Genomic DNA, 24,898 nt, shown 5'->3' on the forward strand with positions numbered 1-24,898 from the left:
CCCTCCCTCTCTCCGCGGTTCATCTGCGTTTCCTCTCCGACCGTTCGCATTCTTGTTGCCGAAAGCGTCAGGTTGCTGCGTCGTTTTCGGTTGTCGTGCGAAAGCCTGATCGAGCACTGTGCATTTTCGTTCACATGCGCAAGGGATGCGGAAACGACGGAGGCGTTGCGAGGCGCGCATGCCGGTGATGCCCCGCTAGGTCATCTCGAGGGGGCGGTGCGGAAGGAGTGGAAGCGTTGCCAGATGCGCAAGGCGAAAGGCCCTGCGGCGATAGGGGCCACGTTGCGGAAGGTCGCTCGTACTGAACAATGTGCGAGAGCGCATGGCGAGATCGTGCACGGCGTCCGAGAACGGCCGGGCGCGCGAAAGCGTAGTTGGCGAAGAGGATGTCGGCTGCCATTTCGTCCACCTGCATTTTCCCGATGTTCCATACGGGGCATTTGCTCTATTGTGCTTTGCGCTGCGCTGTTACGACAAGTGTTTCACATGAAACGGCAGGCTCAGAACGAAAAAGGCCGCGCAAGTGGGTGGCGTGGTCGGTCGCACGAGGTGGACTGCGGGCGTGCGCAGCATGGGTGGAAGCGGCATGAGCGGTCGGTGCGGAAGCAGGCGGCGAACGGCCCGGCATGGAAGCGAGCGGCGCAAGGGGGGGGGTCGGCGCGAATGCGAGCGCGGGAGGGTTCAGCGAGGACGCGATGGGGAAAGGCGGCCGAAGGGGTATGTCGCAGATGGGCGCGCAACAGAAAAGCGGAGCGGAAGGACATGATGCAAAAGCCGCGATGCGCGACAAGGCGCCGCGTGAAGGCGCTAGGCGAAGGGCAAGGCAAGGTCGGCGCGGTGCGGTAGTCGGATGCGCAAGGCACGATGCGGATGGACGAGATGCCGCATGGAGGCGTGGGACGGCTGGGCGAGGCGCCTCGCGATGGCGTTGATCGGAAAGGCTGAATGCGGTTACTGCCAGGTTCTTTTGGGCGACAAAGGGCAGCGGCGCGGCGACAGGACGGTGCTTGAGGAGGCGGCGGCCACCCAAGGGACGGCATCCTTTATTGGCGGGGCCCTGCTCTTCCTCTGCTTGCCCTGGAAGGGAAGACGGTTTGGGCTTGCCGCGGGAAACTCGGAAATGCCGGGTGATTGGCCGACCGACGCCAAGGGGCGAGCAGGAAGAGGGATCGGGCTCGCCACGAGGAGCCCGAATGATCGCATGTTGCGCCAGGGTGCGCTTGCGGAGGCGACCCGCCCCATCCCGTCGACCCGCTCCCGAACTCGGTCGAGCGCGTCCATTTCTCGGCGGAGGCGACCCGCTCCATCCCAACAGCCTAACACCTGCTTGCGGCGACGACATTTGCGCCCAAACGCCACCTAAGAGCCTGATATTTCGCAGTGATTCGCGTCCTCGATAATGAACAGGTGGCAGGGCTCCGCTGTTTACGTGAAGGGCGCCGTCCGAAGGGGCGAAACCGCTAAAATCAAGCATGCGCAAAAAGCATGGGCGCGCCCGCGAAAACCGCGCCTCTTGAATGAAGGACGTGCATGAACCCGGTTATCGTCATTCCCACATTCGTCTCGGCGCGCCGTCGCAAGGAAGGCGGCAGCGTGCTCACGACGTACGACCACGCGACGCCTATCTCGCAGCCTGGAGAGCTGCCCCGTTTGCTGGCGTCGCTGCAGAAAGTGCGCGGTCTCGGGCAGGTGCTCGTGCTCGTGGTGAGCGAGCCGTCCATCGAAATGCAGGCGGTCGAGAAGGTTCAAGGGGCCGTGTCCCGCTACACCACGCTGAACACGCTGGTGGTGGGCGCGCCCGAGCTTGCACTTGTCCAACAGCGCATGGAGCAGCTTGGCTTGGGCAAGCTGCAGAAGGAAATCGGCTTGGCAGGGTACGGCGCCGTGCGCAACCTCGGCTTGGTGTTGGCCGATGTGCTCGGATTCGACTCGGTGGTGTTCCTCGACGACGACGAGGTTATCGACGACGCCGACTTTTTGCAGAAGGCCATGTACGGGTTGGGAAAGCTCACCAAGAAGGGTATTCCCATCTTGGCTAAGACGGGCTTCTACTTCAATTCCGAAGGGTCGTATCTCTCGAAGAGCCAAGACAAGTGGTACAACCATTTTTGGCAGCAGGGCAAAGCATTCAACAAGATGATCGCAAAGGCCATGCGCAGTCCGCGTCTGTCGCGCAGCAACCACGTGTGCGGCGGCTGCCTGGCGCTGCACAAGGAGGCGTTTAAGCGCTTGTCGTTCGATCCGTGGATCGCGCGCGGCGAAGATCTCGACTACATGCTCGACCTGCGCATGTACGGCTCCGACATCTGGTTCGACAACCAGTGGAGCCTGCGCCACCTACCGCCCGAGACGGAAAGCGAGGGCACGCGCTTCAGGCAGGACATCTTCCGCTGGCTCTACGAGTACCGCAAGATGGAGTATAGCCGCACGCAGATCGATCTTCTGCAAGTGAAGCCCTCGTCGCTCGAGCCGTATCCCGGGCCGTTCTTGGAGCCCGGCATCACGAAGCGCATCCGCCTGACGGCGTTTCTGCGCAGTCTCGCACGGCCCGACAAGCGCGCGTACCGCAAGGCCGCGAAGGCGGCAACTGGCGAAGCCACCACGTATGCCCAGCGCAATTGCTCGAAGTACTTCGAGTTCCAGTTCGTATGGCCGGAGCTCATGGCGCGCATGGAGAACGATCAGATTTTGCGAACGGCTCTCATGCAGTCGGCGGCACAGCGGCAGATGGACATGGGCGCCGACCGTTTCGCGGCCGCTCAGACCGTTGCCGCTGCGGGTGTCGATCCTGGAATGACGAGCGAGATTCGCCTCAATATCGCAGAATAGCGCGCAAGGAAAGGCGGGATCGATGGAAGTGCTCACCTTGTTCGTCCTGCCAGCGTTGATCGGTGCGGGCATCGGCGTTCTATCCGGCCTGCTCGGCGTTGGTGGCGGCACCATTATGGTGCCCCTGTTTCGGTTGGCGTTCGGCATGAGCCCCACTGCGTCCACCGCCACGTCGTTGTTTGCCATCATTCCCACGTCCGTCTCGGGCGCGGTTTCGCATCTGCGGCACAAGACGTGCGTGCCCGCGCTTGGAGTTGCGGCGGGGCTCGGCGGAGCGCTGACCTCGCCGATCGGAGTGTGGCTCGCGCAGATCTCGCCCCCGTGGCTTGTGATGGCGGCAGCGGCGCTGATCATCGGATGGTCTGCGGCGAAAATGCTTGGCAAGGCTGTCAAGATGGGGAAGGGAAAACCCGTTGCAGCCGGATCCGCCTGCGAGGCTGCGTCCGTGTCGAAAGGATCCTCCTCGTCTAGAGCCGCCTGCGAACCTGCGTCCTTGTCTGCAGATACGCCCGGGGCTGGCTCCCTTTCCGTGTCTGCCCGCATGGCCGATCCTGCGCTCGAGGCTGTTTCCCCTGCACCTTTTGAGGGATGCGAGGAAACGGAGCCGTTCGCGCGAACGCAAAAGAACCTTACATGTGAGTGTGAAAGCGTCTTTCCTGCGCAAGGGGACGAGTCGTGCGCGCGCGAAAGCGCGCAAAGCGCGAAGGGGGAGCTGGGCTCGAGTGCATCTCGCATGCGGGGCGGGGAGCCGCAAGGGATCGCCTCCGATGCCCCTGTCAAGCTGACGCGCAGGCAGCTCCTCATCGGTGTGGGCATCGGCCTAGTTGCTGGGCTGGCTTCTGGATATGTGGGCGTTGGCGGGGGCTTCATCATGGTGCCGCTCATGCTGTCGCTGGTGGGCATCGCCATGAGGCAGGCGTCTGGCACATCGCTCATCGCTGTGATGATCCTTGCCGTCCCTGGCGTGGTCGAGCAGGCGCTACTCGGCAACATCGACTACGTTGCGGGTATCGCCGTGGTGGCGGGCTCCATCCCCGGTGCGATAGTCGGCGCGCGGCTGGTGAGCGTGGTGCCTGAGCGCATGCTGCGCTTCGTTTTCGGAGGGTTTCTCTTGGTGGCTGCGGCTCTGCTGGTGGTCAACGAATTCGGTATACTGTAGCGATGAGGCCCGGTCGACGACTGGGCGCGGACGGGCATTCGCCTGTTCGCGGTTGAAGACAGGCCGAAAGAGGGCCGAGAGCAAAGGTTGGCCGCGAACACGGGTGCGGTCGTGCTCGCATGCAGCACCCGCCGCGTCGTCCGCCCTATGGGAGGTGCTATGCAGCAGGAATCAGATGAGGCGCGCGCCGCCTTGCCGCGCTTCTTCACCCTCGAGATGTTCATGTTCACCGTCGCGGTGCTGTCGGGACTTGTGCTGATGTGGAACATCGTGGCGAAAGATCGCAACGTGGCCGTGCTTTTGTGCGCCGGAGCGATTTTCACGTTGTCGATCGTGGTGGTTATTCGGTTGCTCATGGATCCCGATTCCGTGCGCGCCCGCCAGTCGGATGCCGTGCTCAAGCTGGCAAGTCAAACGCTTGCGTGCATGAACGACGGGCTGAACAGCGAGTCGGCGCAAAAGATATGCAGCCTTATGCTGCCGTCCACCGCCGCCATCGCCGTGGCCATCACCGACAAGGAGCGAATACTCGGCTACGCCGGTTCCGAGGAGGCGCAGAACCCTGCGGGCAGCTGTATCCGCACGCACGCCACGCACGCCACGCTGGCCGACGGAAAGATGCGCATTCTGTTCACGCCAGAGGACATCGGCTTCCCCAAAGGATCCACGAGCATTAAGGCTGCCATCATCGTGCCGTTGGCTGTGGGGCGCACCGTGGCAGGAACGCTCAAATTCTACTACCGTCGTGCGAACCATATCAGCGAGACGCAGAAGTCCATCGCGGAGGGCTTCGGCCAGCTGCTGTCCACTCAGATGGCCGCCGCTGCGCTCGAAGAGCAGACGAAGCTGGCAACCAGCATGGAGCTCAAAATGCTCCAAAGCCAGATCAATCCCCATTTCTTGTTCAACACCATCAACACTATCGCCTCGTTCGTTCGCACCGACCCCGAGACGGCGCGAACGTTGTTGCGCGAGTTCGCGGTGTTCTATCGGCGTACGCTCGAGGATTCTGCGGACCTTATCTTGCTGGCGCGCGAGATGGAGCAGACGAGACGTTACTTCACGTTCGAAGTGGCGCGTTTTGGTGCTGATCGCGTGGAGATGGAGGTGAACGTCGACCCGCGCGTCGACGACATGCTCATCCCTCCGTTCATCATTCAGCCGCTGGTGGAAAACGCGGTGCGCCACGCCATGCCCTCCGAAGGCAAGCTGATGATCTCTGTGACGGCCGAGGTGGACGGCGACGATGTGATTGTCAGCGTGTGCGACAACGGGGTGGGCATGACCGAGGAGGCTCGGTTGAACATCCTGCATCCCGAGTCGTCAACGGGTTTGGGCATCGCGGTCAAGAACGTGCGAGATCGCATTTGCGGCTATTTTGGGCCCGGCACGCACATGGAGGTGGATAGCGAGCTGGGAAGCGGCACGTGCGTGCGCCTCATGCTGGTGGGCGGAGCGCGTTGCGACTGCGAATAGAGACGCGCCGATGGGAGCCGCTGGCCGAGCGGCGATGCGGGCGAGCCGCCAAAGTGAAGCATCGCCCTCCTTTCTTCGGTCTCCGATGTTTTTCGGAGCCGTTAGGGTAATTGAATCGGGGGGATATCTCGATTGGCGCCGAAATGCATGTCGAACCGCTTGAGCATTTTTGTTTGCGAGGTTGCAGCTTCATTTTGGCCCGAAGGGCGACAATATGATGAATAGGCCGCTGCTGTCTGACGATACAGCGAGATACGAGAAGGCTTCTAAACCCATCGCCGCTTTGAGCGACGTCGCCGACGGCCTCCGAGAAGGGGCAAGTTGCGTCGCGGAGGGGCATAGCGGGCGAGGTGAAGCGCGACATGATGGGGCGGGTCGAGGTGCGGGAAGGCCGATGTGGCACGATGCGACGAGGCGGGCACGACATAAGGAGGCGGGCACGGTAGCGCGCAGGGTGGGGCACGGCGTAGCGAGTCGGGGCGCAACGAGGTGCGGTGCGGGAGGCGAACGCGTCATGTTGCGGATGCTTTCGCGCTTGCGACGAGGCGCAAAGTGCCGTTGACGCGCACGATGCGCCGCGTGATGCGCAGGCCCTCTTCTTTCCGCGTGTGCGAGGCGTGATGCGGTGGAATACGATGTGGCGCGATGGGCGGCGAGGCGAGACGGGGCGGTGAAACGGAGGATCGAGGGCGGAGCGAGAGGCGAAGGAGGGCGCAAGGGGGCGCGGGGGCAAAGAGGGCGGTTGGGCAGGCGGGGAAGCGGCTGCGCAAGTGCTCGGAAAAGCCTTCGCCGCGTTTGCGGTGTCGCGTGCAAGGCCGTGCGTCTTTCAAGGGGCGTCGAGCAGACGCCTGGGGATTGCCATGTTTTTTCGACGGGTGTGTCTTGGCTGCTCAATCGATGACGATCATTTGACCAGGGTAAATGAGATTGGGATTGGCCATACCGTTCGTTTGGGCGAGGACCTGCCATGAGGTGCCGTAATGCGCGGCGATGTCTGAGAGCGTCTCGCCTGCTTGGACGGTGTGCACCCGCTCGGAACCAATGCCCGCACGTTGGTTGACGATGCCCTGCGCCTCGTCGTAACGCTCTCCCAGCACTGCGCGTCGCAGGCTCCCGTTGCCAAACCGTCCACGTTCGATATCGTCGGCAAGCTGCGATGCAGATGCGGATGCCACATAGTCGATGAACCTCTGCACCTCGTCGTAGCGCTTCCCCAGCGAGGTTCTGCGTTCGTCGCCATCGCCTCGTTCGCCGCGCATCACCGAAGCGACGAGGTCGAGCAGATTCTCCGACGAGTCGGGTGTGACGGACGCATGCGTTGATGCGGGCTCTGTCGTCCCCGATGATGGCGCTGCGCTTGCAGACGCCTCGTTTTTGCCTCCACGTGCGATGCTCGTCCATGCGTCCGGCGTCAGATATCCGATATCCAAGTCGAGAGGCCCGTTGTAGCCTGGGAGTCGTCCGTTCGACGTATACTGATGAAGCGCGCATGTGCTCCATGCGCCGAAGCCGCCGCCGGGAAGCCACGGTTCGTCCTGGTATCCTGTGGGGTCGTTGCTCGCGTACTGCGCCACCCACAACGCATGGTTCGGCGCGATGGCCGACCAATCTTCCTCGGTGCATACGCTTCGGCTCATGTACACCACGCAGCGCACGCCGGTGAGATCGAGCACGCGGTCGAGGAACTTTTTGGCTCCAGACGTTCCGATGCGTCCGTACATTTCGTAATCGAGCACAGGAACGCCTGAACCGAAGTACCCGCGACAGTTTGCCACGAAATAGTCGGCCTGTGCGACAGGATCCTCTCCATTCATGAAATGATAGAATCCCCATAGTTTGCCCAACGCTTTGGCTTTTTGGATGAACGGATCGCACGTTGAATGCACGATGCCCGTTCCCTCGGTGGCCTTGCATATCATGAAGTCGCAGGAAACCTGGGAGAGGTCGAGGCCTTGCTGGTAATCGCTAATATCGATGCCGTTGAGCGCCATGGAGGAGTCCCTTCTCTCGTGAGAGTGGTTCAAAGGCCCGCCTTCCGCGGGCGCGGCTGACCGCTTCTGAGCGCTACTGCAGGTATGCCGGCAATAGATCAGACAGCTCTTGCTCGCCCAAGGGGCGACCAGAATCCACTTTGAGCGTGCGCTGCGCGTCGGAGTGGCTGCGGATATCAACCGTTGGTGCCTTGGCGTAGATCTGCTCGGTCTGCTTGGCGAGCGAGTCGCGCTCTTGGGTAATTTTCTCGTCGCTCAAGGTGTCGAAGTCGGTTAGAAGGGACAGGTAGTGTCCGCGCATGACCCAGAAAGCCTTCGCTGCATCTGCGTGCCTCTTTCCTTCAAGGGCGAGGTTGGCGTCTTTCGAGTACGATGCGAGCGCGAGGGTGAGGGTGGACAACGCGGCGCTTACGAAGGCCATGGCCGTTTCCTCTGTGACAACGACGCTTAGGCATCCTCCAGCGGTTATGGCCGAGGCTCCAATCTGAAGCCACTTGACCGTGCGTTCGCGCCTTCTGATGCGGCCGACGCAAGATAGATGGGCGGAATAGGCGAACAGGACTTGTCCGTACGCTTCTCGTATCTGTTGTTTCAGCAGATTGCGGTGGATCGATTTCTCCATGGCGCTTCCTTTCGCGCGATGTTTAGTGCTTAAGACAATAATAATCTTGACCCAGTAGCTTCTATAGTATAAAAAGACAAGAGTTATAATAATACTATTTTAGTAGGAATTTAATGCCGCTTGAAGATAACCAAGCGGCGTACGGAAAATCTGCAAGTTACATGCAAAAGAGTGCGGTAGAGATGGCGAGAAGAGGAAGGATCCTATGGAATCGTTCGAGATGATCAACAGAAGCGAGAATGCGTCCGCCATCAACGAGGGTATTTGGGCGCTCGATTATCGCCCCGAAGAGGTCATGGCGTTTTCAGGGGAGAAAGTGGAGAGCTTCGTTCCGCGATCGGGCAGACTGCAAGGCGGATCGTTCGTCGTGGTGGAGAAAAGCAAGCACAGCATCAGCGGTCAGTACGACATTGCGGTTCCCAACGCGCGCAAAGACGTGGCTTATCCCGGCGGCTTGCTGCTTGGCAATCAGCGCCTCGTGGAAGGCGTGCCCGATCCGTTGGTGCTGAAGCGCCGTCCAATGACCCTCACCATCGACCTTCCGGGTCTCACTGGCGACAACCATGTGATCGTGCAGCGAAACGACTACACGGGTGTGTCCGAGGGTGTCAACACGCTGCTGAACAATTGGCTTGCCGATAAAGCATCTTCGCATGCCATTCCTGCCAATATGCAGTACAAGAAAAGCATCCTGTATGACAAGAAGTCCATGGCGTTGACGTTTGGCTGCGACGTGGAGTACATGCAAAGCAAGCTGGGCCTCAACTTCGATTCCATCACGCGCCAGGAGACGTCGGCCTATCTCATCCAGTTCCGGCAGATATACTATACGGTTTCCGCAGAGTTGCCCGCCGCACCAGCCGATGTGTTTGCCGATGAAGTGACATGGGAAGACGTGCGACGCAAAGTTGACTCCGCCAACCCTCCGTGCTATGTGCAGAACGTGCAGTACGGACGTGAGGTGTACCTGCTGTTTCAGTCGTCCATGGGTTCATCCGAGCTGAAGTCGCGCCTCGATTCCAGCCTGAAAGTTGATGGCGGCACAGTGGTGTCGACGGGGGAGATGCAATCGTCCTCGGAAGGCAAGGACATCGATTGCACGATCGTTGCCTTGGGCGGCAGGCCCGTGGTGGTGAACGGCAATTTGGAAAACGACGGCATAATTGCGAAAGTAAACGATCTCATCAGCGAAAATGCCGTTCTTTCTGCAGAAAACCCGGCATTCCCGCTGGCTTATACGGTGGCGTTCCTGAAAGACAACCGCATAGCCAGCATCCAAGGAACAACCGAGTACATCACCAGCACGGCGACGGAGTACCGATCTGGCACGCTGGTGGTGCAGCATCAGGGGGCCTATGTGGCGCGGTTCAGTATATCTTGGAGCGAGGTGTCTTACGACGAACAGGGAAACGAAATCGTGGAACAACGGGGATGGCAAGGAAACGGAGCGCATGTGACCGCTGGGTACTCGGCATCCATTCCCCTTCCTGCGAATGCCCGCGATATCCGTGTTCGCGCGTATGGGGCCACGGGGCTTGCGTGGGAGCCGGAGCGCATGACGATGGATGAGACGTTCCCTCTGATCGCCCGTCGAACCATCACCATTGGCGGCACGACGCTCAACCAGGTGTTTTGGGCGGATCCGGAGAAATAGGATGCGGCATGGCGCTTGCGTTTCCGACGGTATGCGAGACCATGTTCTGAAAGGATGCTCCTTATGTGGCAGAAGAAAGACGGCTTCAGTTTCAAAACCATGGCGTATTTCAACTCGTGCTTCCCTTGCTCGTTGCATGTGGTCTTGGCAAATCTCGGATACATGCAGGCCAAAGGCGACGAGATCGAATCCATGTGGAATGGGTTCCACGGTGATTTGAACAGGACGGCTCCGAATGAGATGCAGGTGCATGATTACGTGCGCCGAACTATCGAATTGGGAAATAGGGGCGTGCTGTATACTCCGTTGAGCTTTGCGACCGAAAGGGACGTGCGCGGCGTGGGCGAACGGGTGCGCCGGGAGTTTGCCCTCGCTTCGAAGCCGGTCGGTCTTATGGCCGGCTTGCATCATGCCGAGGTGTTTTTCCGTACGAAGCGTGGCACGTTTTCCACTTCAAACCGTCTCCCGCATTGGATGGTGTAGTGTGCGAGCGCGTGACGATGGGCAGCATGCGAGTGTTGGATGCGCCGGATGGGCATGGCGGCAAGGAATACGCTTTGGGTATTGAGTATCGTGCAGAGGGCGTGAACGATGAGATTCACGCAGCCCATTTCGTTATGCTCGTATCATAAGGCTGGCAAAGGCATCGCTTGCGACATGGATTCGACAAAGGGATGGTAGGGGAGCGCGAGCTCGCGGAACGGCATCGTTTGGATTGCGAGTAGGTCGCGGCCGCATCGTAGCTCCTCCTCGGAAGCGAAGGCTCTGCACTGCGAAGCGCTTTGGGTGGTTGCGCGAAGTGCCTTGTGATTGCATGGTTTTGCCGCATTTCAAAATGCAAACAAGCCGCCGACTTCGGTCGACGGCTTGCGCGGTTCGATGGTGCCCCCGGGCCGATTCGAACGGCCGACACCCGCTTTAGGAGAGCGGTGCTCTGTCCCCTGAGCTACGGAGGCGTGGTGGCTATTGTAGCATAACAGCGGCGGTGGCGATGAGCACTCAACCGCCGCTGCGCTTCCGAAGCTCTTACGAGACGGGATTTTGCGTATTGTTGTCTCCTCCGTCCGGATCGGTTGACGATATTTGCCGGAATTCGACGCTGATGTTCATGTTGCTGGTGACGTTCGACAACGTGAACGTGCCGCCGTTTGAAGGAACGCCGTCGAGGCCGCGCACCGACGCCACCTCGTAGCCGTTGTTCGGGGTGATGACGATGGTCACAGAACCGCCTTCCTCCACCGACGTGGCGCTTGTGCTGACGGTGCCGCCGCCGTTGGAGTTGACGGACACCGTGTAGGTGGTGGCTTTCGGGCCTGAGCTTAGCGTAAGGGAGACGATTCCGCCCTCCTCCAGTTTGCCGCTTGCAGGGTTTTGGCTGAGCACGGTGCCTTTCGGCTCGTCGCTTTCCTCGTAGGTGTAGTTCTCGTCAACCAGCAAGCCAACGTTGTTGATCTTCTTGATGGCGTCGTTGAGCGAAAGGCCCACCACATTGGGCACTTCGATGCCCTCAGAGCCGAGAGACAAGTGGTAGACAACCTCGGAGTCTTTGGACACCTTGGTGCCGGCGACGGGATTCTGCTTGTAGATGCGATCCTTCTCGACCGAGTCGGAATAGCCTGCCTCGCCAGATTTGTACTTGAGCCCAGCAACGGTGAGCGCCTGGCGTGCTTCCTCGGCAGTCATGTTCGTCAGGTCGGGCACTTCGATTTCCTGGGCGCCTTGCGACACCTTGAGGTTGATCTTCGAGCCCTTCTCCCGCTTTTCGTTGGCTTTCGGATCTTGGCTGATGATTTTGCCAGCCTCCACCTTCTCGTCGTAGGCCTCTTCGACGGCACCCACCTCGAAACCCGCGTCCTCGATGAGCTGCGTGGCCTCTTCGACGGTCTTGCCCACCACGTCGGGCACCGGGTCGCCCTTCTGGCCGCCCATGAGTCCTCCCATGGCCATCCCGATAACCGCCACGAGGGCGAGCGCGGCTACAAGCGCCGCTACGATGCCGATGGCGATGACCTTCTTGTTCGGCCCCTTCTTGCCGGTGTTGTCGGAACGGAAGGAGCGCTGTCCCGGCGTGCCGCCGCCCGGGTTCGCACCGCCTACGGCGGGCATGACGGCCGTGCCGTCGCCGGCTGCCGCGCCGATGGGGGGCACCACCCCACCCATGACGCGCGTCTCGGCGCTCGTGAAGGCGCCTCCCAGGTTGACGGGCCGGCCAGCCAGGTAGTCGTTGAGCGCAAGGCGCATGTCTTTGGCGGTGGCGAAGCGCTCAGCAGGGTTTTTCTCCATGGCCTTCATGATGATGGCCTCGAGTGCTGGATCGATGTCGGGATTGATCTCGCGCGGCGGCACGGGCTGGTCGCTCACTTGCTTCATGGCCACGCTCACGGCATCGGGACCATCGAAGGGCAAGCGCCCGGTGGCGCCTTCGTACAACACGATTCCGAGCGAGTAGATGTCGCTCGCGGCGGTGAGCTCTTTGCCCTGCGCCTGTTCGGGAGAGATGTAGTGCGCCGTGCCCAGCACGCTGGACGTTTGCGTTTTCACGGAGTTCTTCGCGCGCGCGATGCCGAAGTCCATCACCTTCACGTTGCCGTCTGGCTGCACCATGATGTTCTGCGGCTTGATGTCGCGGTGGATGATGTCCAGCCCGTGCGCGACGGAAAGCGCCTGGCACACTTGCGAGCCGATTTCGGCCATCTTGCGCTGGTTGATGGCGCCGCGCTCGTTGATGGCGGTTTTGAGGTCGCTTCCGCGTACGAACTCCATCACGATGTAGTACGTGCCGTCGTCCTGACCCCAGTCGTACACGTTCACGATGTAGGGGCTTTGCAGGTTCGCAGCGGCGGCGGCCTCCTGCTTGAAGCGCTGGGTGAAGGCAGGGTCGGCCGCATACTGAGGCAGCATCACCTTAACGGCGACGAGGCGGCCCAGCACATTGTCCTGCGCGCGGTACACCTCCGCCATGCCCCCGATCCCGATGCGTTCGGTGATCTGGTAGCGGTTGTTGAATACTCTGCCTATCATGCTCTCGGTCACGTTTTGCTCCTTCGGGCCACCTGCTGGTTTAAGCGGCGTTTCGGGTTTGAGGTGCCATTTCCAGCATACCTTACTTACAAAAGCCCTTGTACTTCCAAGGCTGTTTTCAATACATTCTGCGCTTTCTGGGCGCCCACGCCCTCTTCGCCGTCCTCGACGATGATGGACACCACCACGCGAGGATCGTCAGCGGGCGCCATGCCGACGAACCAGCTGTTGTTTCCGTCTGCCTTCTCGGCAGTGCCGGTTTTGCCCGCCACCTGCACGCCGTCGACGGCAGCGTCGGTGCCGGTGCCGTTGTTCACCACGCCTACCAGCACGTCGCGCACGCGGCCGGCGGTGGTCTCGCTGACGGCTTGCATGAGTTTGGTGGGTTGTTCGGCGAAGCTGCGCTCGCCGTTGGCGTTGTAGATGCCGTCCACGATGTAAGGTTGCATGATGGTGCCGTCGTTGGCGATCGCAGAGCCTACCAGTGCCATCTCGAGCACGGTGGCTTGGGGGCCGTTGGGGCTGGGATGGTTGGGCGTCTCGTTCTCGCCGACGTTCTCGCCGGCGGCGGCCCAGGCCGTCTCCCACTCCGTCATGTCGTCGGGGTCGGGCATAAGCGAGGTGTAAAGGGTCAAGGCGAACTCGATGTCTTTGTTGAATCCGAAGTCCTCGGCGCCTGCGACGAGGGTGTTCGGTCCCATCTGAACGCCCAGCTGGCCGAATGCGGTATTGGCCGACAGCTCGGTGGCCTGGGCCAGCGTAAGGTACCCATAGTTGTTGCCGTCGAAGTTCACCACGTCGGCGTTGCCGATTTCCATTCTGCCGGGGGCGCTGTAGACGGTGCTTTCGTCCGCCACGCCGTCTTCGAGCGCGGTCGCCAACGACACGACCTTGAACGTCGAGCCGGGAGAGTACAGCGCGTGGATGGCGCGGTTGATGAGCCGCGTGTCGGAGGGGTCGGCGTTGGCTTGCTCGATGACCGTTTCGAAGTCGGCGGCGTCATAGGTGGGCGAGGAGGCCATGGCAAGGATGGCGCCCGTTTCAGGGTCCATCACCACGCACGCGCCCTTGCGGCCGGCCAGTGCGTCTTGCGCCGCTTGCTGTATTTTCGAATTCAACGTGAGAACGACGTCGTTGCCCGCACCGCCGATACCGGCGAGCGAGTTCAGCACGTCGGTCCACGAGGCAAAATTCCGCTCGCCCTTCAACGTGTCGTTGTAGGCTTGCTCGATTCCGGACGTGCCGAACTGGGGCGACGAGTAACCCACCACTTGGCTGGCGAGGTCGCCCGCAGGATAGACTCGCTCGAAGGCGCCGTCTTCGGTCGGCACGCTCTGGGCGAGCACGATGCCGTCGTAGGTGGAGATGGTTCCGCGCTCGGTGCGCGCTTCCTTGGCGAGAGAATGGTTGTTGCCCGGCATGTTCTGGTAATGGTCGGCCTGCACCACCATGATCATGGTGAGGTTGGCCACGAGCAACGCGAATAGCGTCGAGCAGAACAGCATGGAATGCGAGAGGCGCTTGCCGAGCGACACCCGTCCCAGCACGCTGTTGGCGTGAAGCGAACTGGTCGCGCTCGTCATCTCCTGGCCGACGCCTGTGCCCTCGTCGCCGCAGCGCAAGAGGAAGCCCACGATGATGAAGCTTGCCAGAAGCGACGAGCCGCCTTGGCTGATGAAGGGCAACGTGATGCCGGTGAGCGGGATGAGCCTCGTCACGCCGCCCACGATGATGAACGCCTGCAGCACGATGACCGAGGTGAGGCCCACGGCCACAAACGAGCTCACATCGCTTTTCGCGCGCGCCGCCGTCACGAATCCGCGGATGGCGAAGCACAGGAACAAGAGCAGCACGCCGGCAGCGCCCAAAAGGCCGATCTCCTCGGCGATGTCGGCGAAGATGAAATCGCTTTCCACGACGGGTATCTGCTCGGCCAGGCCGTTGCCTAGTCCCACGCCGAACAGGTCGCCGTCGGCGATTGAGTAGATGGCTTGGGTGAGCTGGTAGCCCGTGTTCTGCGCATCGGCGAACGGGTCGAGCCAGGTGTTCACGCGCACCTGCACGTGATCGAACGCCAGGAACGCGCCTACGCCGCCCACGGCGATGAGGCCCAGTCCGATGACAAGGTAGAACTTTTTGCCCGTGGTCACGTACAGCATGACGAGGAACATGAAGAACAGCACAAGCGCGCTGCCGAGATCCTTCTCGAACACCACGATGAGCAGTGCGACGCCCCACATGAGGATGAGCGGCAGCAGCGTCCGGATGTCGGGCAGCCTGAACGGCCCTATGCGCACTGTGAACACGGAGAGCATCTCGCGGTTCTGGGCGAGATATCCCGCAAGGAACAGCACGATGATGATCTTGGCTATCTCGCCGGGCTGGAACGAGAATCCCGCGATGTGGAGCCAGATGCGGCTGCCGTAGATCTCCTGACCCAAGCCGGGGATGAGCGGCGAGAGCAGCAGCAGGAAACCCAGGATCATGAGCGTGTACTTGTAGTTGGCCACCTTGTCAAGGTTGCGTACGAAGGCGAGCACGAGAACCATGAACGCAACGCCTAGGAGCAGCCACATCACCTGGTTGACGGCCAGATCGGGTGCGAGCCTGGTGACGAATGCGATGCCGATTCCCGACAGCGCGAACGCGATGGGCAGAAGCGCCGGGTCGGCGCCGGGGGCGAACCGGCGCGTTGCGATGTGCGCGATAACGAACGCCGCGAAGATGCCCGCAGGCACGCCGAGCGCGTTCGCATCGAGATCCTGCCCTTGGTTGAGGGCGATCATGACGAACAGCAGCGCCACGAGTGGCGCGGCCACGCACAGCAGCACAAGTTCGAGGTTGCGGCGCGTCATGCGACGTCACCCCGTTCGGAGGCGTTTGCCGCATCGTTGGAGGTGCTGGCAGGGACGAGACCGTCGGCGCCGGCGCTGGCAGGCGCGTCCTTCGCGTCGGTGTTGGCGGGCTCGTCCTTTGCGCCGGCGCCGCCTTCTTTGTCGTCCGTTTCTTCTCCGCTCGTGCCGGGAGGCGTTTCGCGTGCGGCGATCTCCTCCTCGTATTCCTCCACGAGCGCTTCGGCGTCGGCGACGCTGTCCACGCGGATGCCCGCTTGCAAACGGTTCGCCACGCCGGGTTGTAGTTGGTCGACGGGCACGTCGGTGGTGCGCTCGTAGCGCGAGAACGAAAACCCGAGCAGCGATCCGGGCATGCCGCGGTAGATGGCCACCTTGCCGTCGTCCTCCGTGAGGAAGGCCGCCGTGTCAAGGTAGGTTTTCGCGCCCCATGCCGTGCCGGCAACGATGGCAACGAACAGCAACAGCACAAATGCGATGAACACCTTCGTCTTGCGCGCCATCTTCTTCCGACGTGCTTCGGCGAAGCCGGCCACGTCGGACACGATGACGGTGACGTTGTCGTGCCCTCCGTTCGCGATGGCCTCGTTCACCAGTTGCGAAGCGCAGCGCTGAGGATCTTGAACGCGTCGAAGCGTGTGCTCGATTTCCTCGTCGGACACCATGCCCGATAGGCCGTCGGAGCAGATGAGCAGACGATCGCCCGCCTCCACGTTGATCTCGTAGATATCGGGTTGAAGGCGCAGGTCGCTGCCGAGGGCGCGCGTGATCACCGAACGCTGGGGATGGGTGCGCGCCTCTTCCGGTGTAAGTTGGCCCGCTTCTATCATGTCGGCCATCAGGCTGTGATCGCGCGTGAGCTGCTGGAGTTTTCCTTGATGGAGCAGGTAGGCGCGAGAATCGCCCACCTGGGCGATGACGAGCCGCTCGCCCTCCAGCATGGCGGCCGTCACAGTGGTTCCCATGCCTTCGCGGCCGCGGCCCTCGCGGGCTGCGCGAATGACGGCGCGGTTCGCCTCTTGCACCGCATGCGCGAGAACCTCGCCGTCGGGGTGCTCGGGAGCTAGCGCGGCGATCACGTCCACCGCTATTTCGGATGCGACCTCGCCCGCGGCGTGGCCTCCCATGCCGTCCGCCACGACGAACAGGGGAGGCGCGACCACCAGGCTGTCCTCGTTATGGTCGCGCAGGCAGCCGATGTCGGTGCGGCTGCCGAAAGCGGTGATCGCGCCTTTGCGCGTGCGCGGCGTGGATTTGTACGAGCGTTCGGCGGCCATCAGGCAAACCTCACGCGGATGGCCACGTCGCCCACGTTGACGACGTCGTTGTTACGCAACGCGATCGGCTCGGTGATAATCTGGCCGTTCACGGCGGTGCCGTTCGTGGATCCAAGATCCTCGACGAAGAGGTTCTGTCCCATGAGGCTGAAGCGAGCGTGACGGCCCGACACGTAACCCGCGCCGATGACGATGTCGGCGCCGGGGTTGCGTCCCACGATGACCGGTCCGCGCACCACGATGGACACGCCGCGCAACTCCTTGGGTCCTCGTTCAACCGACAGGTTCCATGTGCGCTCTTTCTTGCGTTGGCCGCGCACCAGCCCTATGCCTGATTTCATGAGGGCAAACAGGAACAGGTACAAGAGCGCGACGAACAGCAGGCGCACGATGAGCAGTACGACGTCGATCACGGGTGATCCTTCCGTTTCCGCTTAAGCCTGCGTGAACACGAGGTTCGTCACGCCGATGGTGATTCGGTCGCCGTCGGAAAGCGGCTGCGTGGTGATCTGGCGGCCGTTCACGAAGGTGCCGTTTGTGGAACCGAGGTCGCTCAGCACCCATACGCCCGAGGGATCGCGCCTGAGCTCAGCGTGCGTGCGCGAAGCGTTCATATCGCGCACCGCCACGTCGTTCCTCGATTCGCGTCCGATGAGCACTCGCGCGGCGGCCAGGTCGTAGGTGCGGTTGCTCGAGGCGTCCACGAGGCGAGCGTGTACGGCCCCCTGTGCGGGAACCGGCGTTGCGCTGCGCGCGCCGCCGGCGAACGCCACGGTGTTGGCGACGGCGGGGGCCATTGTGCCGGCAGCTGCGCCTACGGCCGAAGGCGCGCCAGGGAGGTCGGGAATGGCCGCGGGTGCGGAGAAACCGTCGATCGGAAGGCCGTCGTAGCCTAAAGGCCCATCGAACTCGTTGGGCATGCGGTCTTGCCGTGCATCCGACTGTCCGTCGTGTTCGTAATCATCGTAGAAGGGGGCGTCTGAGGCGAGCGGATCGTAAGGAGGGACATGCTGATCGTAGCCGTATCCGCCTGCTGCGTTGAAGCCTTGGCCGTGGTCGAATGCGGCAGGCGCGCCATAGGGTTGCTGCTGCGCATAGGGCTGCGCGTAGCTTGGAACGCCGGAGCTCAGGCCGTAGCGCTGCATCTCCTCTTCACGCAGCTGGGCGACGATGGGAGCGGCCACCGCCTCGGCGATGATCTCGAATTTCCCGCGCTTCAGGCCTTCGTCCACAATGAAGCGGACGAGCGGCTGGCCGTCCATGACCAAGCCCTGCTCGGCGGCTTTCGCGTCCAAATATGTTTCCGTCTCGCCGGCGAGCGTGGGGTAGTAGCCGAACAGCCGTTGGTCGTCGTCGGGATTGACCAGCACCGTGTACAGCGTGGGGGCATACTGCTTGCCCGCGCCCACCATCTTCTCACGCCGCATCTGCTTCTCGGCCTTTTTCGCTATTTGGACAGGCGAGATGGGCGCGTCGAACATCCTGTCGGCCGCGCCTTCGAACGTGTCTTCCATCTTGCCTTCGAACTTCGAAAGAAAGCCCATGGTGTCTCCTTATGGCACGCGCGCATGCCTCCTTCAGGTCCGGGTGCGAAACGCGCTGCAATGTGTCCCCGCATACGACTATGCAATGCTCCATCTTGCCACAAACGCCGCAGTGGCGTGCCATCTTTTACGCAATCGTCATCAAAAGTTAAGCGTGCTTTCTGGGACGATGCGAGAGCGCGGGGCGGGTTGCGGCTCGGCATGATCGTCCTGAAAGGCGGCTTCGCGTCGCGGAGGATCCGTTCCGCATTCGTGCGCCGAAGGGGCGCTTCCATGGCGCGCAGGGTCTGCTCGGTGAAGCGCGCGATCCGAGGCATGCCGCGCCATCGTCGAAGGGCCGGTTTTTCATGGCCGCGAGGCAATGCGGTTGTCGTCCCATTATCGGGCAGAAGGTGCGCTTTCTGAAAATGTGTTTGGTATGATACCGCAATCATATTTGTAATACTGGTCGGCGCGGAGGCGGCCGCCATCCGGGCGCGACCGCGCTCGCTCATGGCGCAGTCTGCGCAGGACGGCAAAGAGCGGTCGGCGCGGAGGCGGCTTCGTATTCGGCAAGCGCGCCGAAGGGCCATGCGAACGCGCGTTTTTTGGGAAGGTGGAACACATGTCGAGCTTCGTATCGTTGCTGCCGGTCATTGCCATTTCGGTCGCGGTGCTTTTGTCTACAACTTTGCTTCTGGTCTCGTGGGTGCGGTTGCGCCTTCGCATGCGTCGCTTTGAGCCTGTCGAGGCGGTGTGCACTCACACCGAGCGAAACAAGCACGTGACGGGGAAGTTCCGGTGGGTCGGAAAGCAATTGAACAATGTGAGCACATGGAGGTTCACGTATCGCGGAGAGACGTACAGCGTGACGGACGGGCCTTTGAGCTCGGGCGATTACTCAACGCGCCAAGTTGGCGATCGCGAAACGGTGTACGTGAACCCCGATAACGTGATGACGTCGGTGTTTCCGCGAGATCGGTTTCTTGAGCGTGAGAAGATCAAGGGCTTCGTGCTTTGCCTGCTTGTTCTTTTCGGAGCGGCGCTCCTGTTCAACTAGCACGGTTTTGCCCAAGAAAGCGTAGGCGGTCGCGAGCGCTTTGCGACGCTGCTTTGCGGGGCGACGGCGGCAACGCGGCTGCTGCTTTCGCTTGGTTCGCGCGAAGTCCGAGGACGTTGTCCGAGCGCGATAAGCCGGATCGGCGTTCGTCTGCGCAGAGGGCGTTAGGGCAAGACATTGGGGCAAAAGGCATCAGGGCGAAAAAGAAGGGCGGGGCAACGTCATGTCGTTCGCCCCTGCCCAATAATGGGACGCACCTTTCTTTTATTGGAACTTTTTTACTATTATTTGCCTACTTAACCTGATGCGTATAAGTCCGCAAAATGGAGAGGGTGGTCAAGTTGAGAAGGGGCGTCTTGCGTGCAAAGCTGTGCGCTGTTTGCATGGCGGCTGCATTCGCAGCTGCTCTGATTTCGGGATTTCTCGCGTTCGACCAGGCTAGTGCCGCCGAGCTCGAGCAGGACGGGATCAAAGCCTCGGTTGCAACCGACAAGGGAGAGTACGCCCTTGGCGACACCGCGGCGGTTTCGGCGGTGGTCGAAAACGTTTCGGGGGAGACGATCTCAAATATCGAGGCGACGCTTCGGTTGCCAGATGAGCTGAAAGTGCCCGAAGACGCAAGCCTTTCCGTGAAGGCCGATGCGCTTGCTCCTGGCGAGGTGCGCACGATCGAGGTGGGGGCGGAGGTCGTTAAGGCGACCGGGTTGTTGCCGGTGACCGGAGACGCCCTCGTGGTCGCGCTTCTGGGAATCGCAATTCTGGTCGGTGCAGGAGCGTTCGTGATCGTCCATGTGCGTCGGGGGCGCGTTGAAGCAAGCGATGTCTCGTTTGGGCAGAAGCTGGCAGATCGCGCGTCGCAGTCGTGGTGCATCGTGCTGGCGGTCGCCTTGGCTACGGGATCTCTCCCCATTGTCGCTCCCTCCGGCGAAGCCCATGCTGCTGAGCCTGGCCAAAGGGTGTCGCTGGAGGCCAAGCAGGATGTGACGCTCGATTCTCAGAATCGCGCCATTTCTCTCGAAGTGTCTTTTGATGCGGCCGGTGCCTCTTCTGTGCCGGAGAATCCCGATGCGGGTAATCCTGGCGACGGATCGGAAGTTGGGAACACGCATCGTGTGGCGTTCTACATTCCCCTTGAGTATCGGGACCTTCTGGAAAACGCGGACGTTTTCGGCGAGAAACAGGTGGCCGACGGCGATCTGCTCGAGCGCCCCGAGGATCCTCGCTCCAAGCTCCTTTCCTTCGAGGGGTGGTTCGCCGACGTCGAATGCACAAAGCCCTTCGACTTCAACGTGCCCATCACGCAGGATACGGTTGTGGTTGCGAAGTTCGAATTCTACTCAGACGAAGTGGATTCCGACGGCGATGGATTGGGCGATCGCATGGAGGATTATCTGGGGACCGATCCGAACAACCCCGATACCGATGGCGACGGCTTGCCCGATGGGATAGAGGTGAAGAAAACCTCCACCAGTCCCCTCAAGGTTGATACGGACGAAAACGGCGTGTCCGACTACGACGAGGATTGGGATGGGGACGGCCTGACCAATGGCGAAGAGGTTGACAAGTACCATACCGATCCCGGCAACGCCGACACCGACAGGGACGACCTGTCCGACGGCCGTGAGATAGAGCTGGGGACCGATCCCAACAATCCCGACACCGATGGTGACGGCGTGGATGATGGCTGGGAGGTGTACCTTGGCACCGATCCGCTTGTGCCGGATAGCTCGTTTGCCGCAGAAGCGTCTGCCGGCGGCGAAGCCACGGGCGATACCCGTGTGACCGCTTCGGTATCGGTGGACCTTTCAGCTGAGCAGGTTCCTACTCTGGAGGTGCAAAAAGTCGGCTCGGCCGACAACCCTTATGTGAGCCCCTCGATACCGGGGTATCTGGGGGCTGCCTATGATTTCAAGGTGGAGGGGGCCTTCGATTCGGCCGTCATATCGTTTTCGTACAATCAGGAGATGTTCGGAACGCCAGACGAGGATTTTCAGCCGCGCATCTACTATGTGAACGAGGAGACGGGGGAGCTTGAGAAGCTGCAAAATCAAATAGTCGAAGGAAACGTGGTTCGTGCGACGGTCTCCCATTTTTCCACGTACATCCTCATCAACGAGATTCCTTTCGACAAGGTGTGGGACGCTGACATAGCCCCTCCGCTTGAGGAGGGGGAGAACGGCGACGCGCTAGACGTCGCGTTCGTCATCGACGGTTCGGGGAGCATGTCGAGCAACGACCCGTATGAACTGCGGAAGGACGTGACGAGGCAGTTCATCGATAAGCTGCGCGAGGGCGTTGACAAGGCTGCCATCGTCTCTTTCACGTACAGCGCGACGGTGCACAGCGATCTGACTGCCGACAAAGAGGCTCTCATGACCGCGCTCGAGGACGCAGTGTACGCCAACGGCGGCACCGATTGCGCTCAGGGGGTGAAAACGGGTCTCGACGTTCTCGAAGGATCATCATCGCGCAACAAGTTCATGGTGTTCCTCACGGATGGCGAAGGGGGCGGCTGGTACGCCGACGAGATAGCGAGGGCGAACGAGGCGGGCATCAAGGTATACGCGATTGGCTTGGGGACGGCGAACGAAGGCGATCTGCGCGATTTGGCCGAGTCCACCGGCGGGAAGTACTATGAAGCGAAAGCCGGCATCGATTTGGAGGAGGTCTACGATCAGATAGAATCTGAGACTATCGATCTTACGAAGGACACGAACAACGACGGCATCCCTGACTATTACAACGACCGCATCAAGAACGGAACCATGGTGCTCTCCAACGGATCGCGCCAGTTCTGCGGGATAGATTTCAATCATGACATTAACGGCAATTTGTCTGACGACTACGACGGCGATGGCCTGAAAAACGGTGAAGAGCTGGAGATCGTGGAAACCGAAGCGGGCGGCGTGTATTTGAGGATGAAGAGCGATCCGACGCTTGCGCCAAGCTCGCATGAGGAGGAGCCCGAGGTCACCTCTCCAAAGGTGACGTTCAATGCCGCCGAGGTTGACAAGCTCATAGACGACTCGAACTACTATTACGAAAAAGAAGTGGACAAGATTTCGGACGATTGGTTTTCGCAGGCTGACGGTTTTCTTTCGGCCTTGTTCGGGGTCAATCAGAGCGAGGTGTACCGCGACCAAGTGGTAGATGCCATCGGCAACCATCAACTGGGGCTCACGCAGGTGCAGGAGGATGAGGAACGCAACACGATGATGGAGCTGCTTCTTCAGGCAACGGCGGTGATGAACGAAGGGGTTCAGAGCGGAAGTTTAGCTTCCGATACTGCAAAGAATACGCTTCAAGCAATTAATGATATTCGTCAGAAAATGATGGACCCGTTGATTAGTGTGGAAGTGATTCGGAAGGAGGTTCTCTCTGTAATAGAAAAAGTAGACGCAGTCTCATCAAGTGCCATACGTTACTCGGTAAGTGTCAAAGCTGTTTCTTCGACAACCGTCAAGATAACTCAAAGCATTCGACCTGAACTGCAATACAGCAAAGGGACCAAAGCTGTTCTCAAGGGTTTTGAAAAAAGTGCAAAAGCTTTTGAAGTGTTGGAGACGATTCAAAGCATCAATGCGGTTTCTGCGAACAACGCCATACTGAGTCGAAACGTCGATTTGCTCTACGACATGAAAGCCAACTCCGCGCATGGGCCTGCGCGAGATGCCGCAAAAACCGTAATGGACTTGATGGCCGGCACTTACTATGATTATATTTACGAGAAGGCAGAGTCTATGATTGTTGATAGGCTGGCGCTTGTCGTGGCGAACCTACATCCTGTCGCTAAAGTGCTGGTGGTTGCCAAAAGCGCATTCGATCTGCTTTTTGGCATAGGAGAAAGATACGAGCAAAAATTCCAAATGATCTGCCTTGAGCAAATAGGGCAGTCTGTCAAGCGTAATTTGTCTGGTTCGTATACGAAGAAGGGCGGATTGTGCGTCGTGTCTTTGGAGGACCTGGCGGGCTTCAGGTCTAGGCTAGCCGATATTGCCCATATGCGCGTGCTCGGAGAGAACGGGTGCTACGAATATGTGAAGCTTGACGGCGTGGCGGGCTGGATCGTCGACCTTGTCGGAGGCAACAAAGAGGAGCAGGAGAAGCTGGCGGCCCAGAAGGCCTGGGTGCGAAGCACGGCATCGGGGTTGGGGATGAGCCTTACGTGTCAGGCCTGCGCTGAAGGTGGTATTTGATGCTGGATTCCCCTCTGGAAGCTTTTGTAGGGTTCATCTACTCTTTGACGGGCTTTTTGACTCCTGGCGCTCCCATGACCCTAGGCGTTATGATTGGTTTTTTGTTGTTGGAGTTTTTCGGGCTTTTCTTGTACTGGGTCCCCGCCGCGATGATCAAGATCCGGCAGCGCAGGCTGGTGCCCCTCGAGGCGGTGTGCGTGGGGACGTGGCCTGGGTCAAGAGCCTTTGACGTAAGGAGCTTCTATGACCCTTGCGCCGACTACCAGACCAACTGGAGCTGCTGGCGCTGCACGTACAAGGGGCAGGAGTACACGCTCAGCGACAAGCCCGAGTCGATATGGGACATCGACAGCCGGCAGGCGGGCGACGTGGAGACCCTCTACTTCTGCCCGGAGGACCCCACCCGCTCCCTCATGCCGAGCAGCGACTGGAAGTTCCGGTCCTTGATGAGGACTTCTTTGAGGGTGGGAGGGTTTGGCTTTGTTGTAGTGCTCGTAGCCTCTTTTCTTGCCCCTCTCTTGCAGGTCTAGCGGCTTCGACATTTATAGAGGTTCGTCTATGCCTACACGTTTGCAGCCTTTTGAGTTCACGATCCCGTCCCATGCGTCGCTCGCCGTGCCTTCTGCTGCGGTGGCCCGTATGCGAGGAGGGGCGGACGGCGCGCCGCGCTTTCGGAGAATCTGGCGGCCCGGAGGGTCCGGGTGTGAAGCGCGGTGTCGGGACTGGGATGAATCTTTCGTGCCAAGCGTGCGCTGAAGGGGGTGTTTGATGATGGGGGATTTTACAGAGACCCTTGGGGATCTCATTGATTCCCTGGCTGACTTTTTGACGTTCGGCTCCACGGGGCCTTTGAGGCTGCTGGTCGGTTTCCTGCTGGTGGTGTTTTTCGGGCTCTTCTTGTACTGGGTCCCCGCCGCGATGGTCAAGATCCGGCAGCGTAGGCTGGTGCCCCTCGAGGCGGTGTGCGTGGGGACGTGGAGGTCCGAGAACGTTGTGGACCACAGGCGTTTCTTGGGGTATGTTTACAGCCCCTACTCCCTCCACCAAGGCAACTGGAGCTGCTGGTGCTGCACGTACAAGGGGCAGGAGTACACGCTCAGCGACAAGCCCGAGTCGATGTGGGACATCGACAGCCGGCAGGCGGGCGACGTGGAGACCCTCTACTTCTGCCCGGAGGACCCCACCCGCTCCCTCATGCCGAGCAGCGACTGGAAGTTCCGGTCAATAATGGGGGCCTC

At 60.7% G+C, this 24,898-nt stretch carries 16 protein-coding genes and 1 tRNA gene; 9 read left to right on the plus strand and 8 right to left on the minus strand.

Annotated elements, in window-relative coordinates:
• The first annotated feature begins 1,530 nt into the window (after nucleotides 1–1,530).
• The 3 genes from B5F40_RS06550 to B5F40_RS06565 all read left to right on the plus strand — a co-directional run bounded on the left by B5F40_RS06550 (nucleotide 1,531) and on the right by B5F40_RS06565 (nucleotide 5,464).
• Nucleotides 1,531–2,829, plus strand: a complete 1,299-nt coding sequence (locus B5F40_RS06550; RefSeq protein ID WP_087193551.1) for a hypothetical protein — start codon at nucleotides 1,531–1,533, stop codon at nucleotides 2,827–2,829.
• A gap of 22 nt (nucleotides 2,830–2,851) precedes the next feature.
• Nucleotides 2,852–3,988: a sulfite exporter TauE/SafE family protein gene (locus B5F40_RS16635; protein WP_239442936.1), complete on the plus strand. Its 1,137-nt coding sequence runs from the start codon at nucleotides 2,852–2,854 to the stop codon at nucleotides 3,986–3,988.
• 159 nt (nucleotides 3,989–4,147) lie between these two features.
• Entirely contained in the window at nucleotides 4,148–5,464 is a 1,317-nt protein-coding gene (locus tag B5F40_RS06565; protein WP_087193565.1) for a histidine kinase, read from the plus strand.
• A gap of 890 nt (nucleotides 5,465–6,354) precedes the next feature.
• Here the strand turns inward: B5F40_RS06565 and B5F40_RS06570 are convergent.
• Both B5F40_RS06570 and B5F40_RS06575 read right to left on the minus strand, forming a co-directional pair.
• Entirely contained in the window at nucleotides 6,355–7,455 is a 1,101-nt protein-coding gene (locus tag B5F40_RS06570; protein ID WP_087193552.1) for a GH25 family lysozyme, read from the minus strand.
• 73 nt (nucleotides 7,456–7,528) lie between these two features.
• On the minus strand, nucleotides 7,529–8,077 hold the full coding sequence (locus B5F40_RS06575) for an SLATT domain-containing protein (RefSeq protein WP_087193553.1): 549 nt from the start codon (nucleotides 8,075–8,077) through the stop codon (nucleotides 7,529–7,531).
• Between the two features lie 205 nt (nucleotides 8,078–8,282).
• Here B5F40_RS06575 and B5F40_RS06580 point away from each other — a divergent pair, with 205 nt between their 5' ends.
• Nucleotides 8,283–9,731 (plus strand): thiol-activated cytolysin family protein, encoded by a 1,449-nt coding sequence (locus B5F40_RS06580; RefSeq protein ID WP_087193554.1) that lies wholly within the window; start codon nucleotides 8,283–8,285, stop codon nucleotides 9,729–9,731.
• Between the two features lie 63 nt (nucleotides 9,732–9,794).
• Complete coding sequence (locus tag B5F40_RS06585) at nucleotides 9,795–10,214, plus strand: hypothetical protein (protein ID WP_087193555.1); 420 nt, start codon at nucleotides 9,795–9,797, stop codon at nucleotides 10,212–10,214.
• A gap of 397 nt (nucleotides 10,215–10,611) precedes the next feature.
• Here B5F40_RS06585 and B5F40_RS06590 read toward each other — a convergent pair.
• The 6 genes from B5F40_RS06590 to B5F40_RS06615 all read right to left on the minus strand — a co-directional run bounded on the left by B5F40_RS06590 (nucleotide 10,612) and on the right by B5F40_RS06615 (nucleotide 18,425).
• Nucleotides 10,612–10,687 (minus strand) — tRNA-Arg (locus tag B5F40_RS06590).
• Between the two features lie 70 nt (nucleotides 10,688–10,757).
• Entirely contained in the window at nucleotides 10,758–12,752 is a 1,995-nt protein-coding gene (gene pknB, locus B5F40_RS06595; RefSeq protein ID WP_087193566.1) for a Stk1 family PASTA domain-containing Ser/Thr kinase, read from the minus strand.
• Nucleotides 12,753–12,838: 86 nt separating this feature from the next.
• Nucleotides 12,839–15,607 (minus strand): FtsW/RodA/SpoVE family cell cycle protein, encoded by a 2,769-nt coding sequence (locus B5F40_RS06600; protein ID WP_087193556.1) that lies wholly within the window; start codon nucleotides 15,605–15,607, stop codon nucleotides 12,839–12,841.
• On the minus strand, nucleotides 15,604–16,881 hold the full coding sequence (locus B5F40_RS06605) for a Stp1/IreP family PP2C-type Ser/Thr phosphatase (RefSeq protein ID WP_204217345.1): 1,278 nt from the start codon (nucleotides 16,879–16,881) through the stop codon (nucleotides 15,604–15,606). Before B5F40_RS06605 ends, B5F40_RS06600 begins: the two co-directional genes overlap by 4 nt.
• Nucleotides 16,881–17,294: an FHA domain-containing protein gene (locus tag B5F40_RS06610; protein ID WP_087193557.1), complete on the minus strand. Its 414-nt coding sequence runs from the start codon at nucleotides 17,292–17,294 to the stop codon at nucleotides 16,881–16,883. The genes B5F40_RS06605 and B5F40_RS06610 overlap by 1 nt, the downstream gene beginning before the upstream one ends.
• Nucleotides 17,295–17,315: 21 nt before the next feature.
• The gene (locus B5F40_RS06615) at nucleotides 17,316–18,425 is read right to left on the minus strand and encodes an FhaA domain-containing protein (protein ID WP_087193558.1); all 1,110 of its coding nucleotides are present in this window, start codon (nucleotides 18,423–18,425) and stop codon (nucleotides 17,316–17,318) included.
• 604 nt (nucleotides 18,426–19,029) lie between these two features.
• Here B5F40_RS06615 and B5F40_RS06620 point away from each other — a divergent pair.
• The 4 genes from B5F40_RS06620 to B5F40_RS06635 form a co-directional block, all read left to right on the plus strand.
• Nucleotides 19,030–19,464 (plus strand): DUF3592 domain-containing protein, encoded by a 435-nt coding sequence (locus B5F40_RS06620; RefSeq protein ID WP_087193559.1) that lies wholly within the window; start codon nucleotides 19,030–19,032, stop codon nucleotides 19,462–19,464.
• 332 nt (nucleotides 19,465–19,796) lie between these two features.
• Complete coding sequence (locus B5F40_RS06625; protein WP_162610915.1) at nucleotides 19,797–23,660, plus strand: vWA domain-containing protein; 3,864 nt, start codon at nucleotides 19,797–19,799, stop codon at nucleotides 23,658–23,660.
• The gene (locus tag B5F40_RS06630; protein WP_087193561.1) at nucleotides 23,660–24,190 is read left to right on the plus strand and encodes a hypothetical protein; all 531 of its coding nucleotides are present in this window, start codon (nucleotides 23,660–23,662) and stop codon (nucleotides 24,188–24,190) included. Before B5F40_RS06625 ends, B5F40_RS06630 begins: the two co-directional genes overlap by 1 nt.
• 238 nt (nucleotides 24,191–24,428) lie before the next feature.
• Nucleotides 24,429–24,898: hypothetical protein (locus tag B5F40_RS06635; protein WP_140396440.1), on the plus strand; the 470-nt coding region annotated here is incomplete at its 3' end.

It is taken from the genome of Gordonibacter sp. An230 (assembly GCF_002159915.1).
Classification (GTDB): domain Bacteria; phylum Actinomycetota; class Coriobacteriia; order Coriobacteriales; family Eggerthellaceae; genus Rubneribacter.

What these genes read in the sequence shown, in the direction of transcription:
- B5F40_RS06550 (WP_087193551.1), top strand. Translation starts at nt 1,531, where the DNA reads ATGAACCCGGTTATCGTCATTCCCACATTCGTCTCGGCGCGCCGTCGC.
- B5F40_RS16635 (WP_239442936.1), top strand. Translation starts at nt 2,852, where the DNA reads ATGGAAGTGCTCACCTTGTTCGTCCTGCCAGCGTTGATCGGTGCGGGC.
- B5F40_RS06565 (WP_087193565.1), top strand. Translation starts at nt 4,148, where the DNA reads ATGCAGCAGGAATCAGATGAGGCGCGCGCCGCCTTGCCGCGCTTCTTC.
- B5F40_RS06570 (WP_087193552.1), bottom strand. Translation starts at nt 7,455, where the DNA reads ATGGCGCTCAACGGCATCGATATTAGCGATTACCAGCAAGGCCTCGAC.
- B5F40_RS06575 (WP_087193553.1), bottom strand. Translation starts at nt 8,077, where the DNA reads ATGGAGAAATCGATCCACCGCAATCTGCTGAAACAACAGATACGAGAA.
- B5F40_RS06580 (WP_087193554.1), top strand. Translation starts at nt 8,283, where the DNA reads ATGGAATCGTTCGAGATGATCAACAGAAGCGAGAATGCGTCCGCCATC.
- B5F40_RS06585 (WP_087193555.1), top strand. Translation starts at nt 9,795, where the DNA reads ATGTGGCAGAAGAAAGACGGCTTCAGTTTCAAAACCATGGCGTATTTC.
- pknB (WP_087193566.1), bottom strand. Translation starts at nt 12,752, where the DNA reads ATGATAGGCAGAGTATTCAACAACCGCTACCAGATCACCGAACGCATC.
- B5F40_RS06600 (WP_087193556.1), bottom strand. Translation starts at nt 15,607, where the DNA reads ATGACGCGCCGCAACCTCGAACTTGTGCTGCTGTGCGTGGCCGCGCCA.
- B5F40_RS06605 (WP_204217345.1), bottom strand. Translation starts at nt 16,881, where the DNA reads ATGGCCGCCGAACGCTCGTACAAATCCACGCCGCGCACGCGCAAAGGC.
- B5F40_RS06615 (WP_087193558.1), bottom strand. Translation starts at nt 18,425, where the DNA reads ATGGGCTTTCTTTCGAAGTTCGAAGGCAAGATGGAAGACACGTTCGAA.
- B5F40_RS06620 (WP_087193559.1), top strand. Translation starts at nt 19,030, where the DNA reads ATGTCGAGCTTCGTATCGTTGCTGCCGGTCATTGCCATTTCGGTCGCG.
- B5F40_RS06630 (WP_087193561.1), top strand. Translation starts at nt 23,660, where the DNA reads ATGCTGGATTCCCCTCTGGAAGCTTTTGTAGGGTTCATCTACTCTTTG.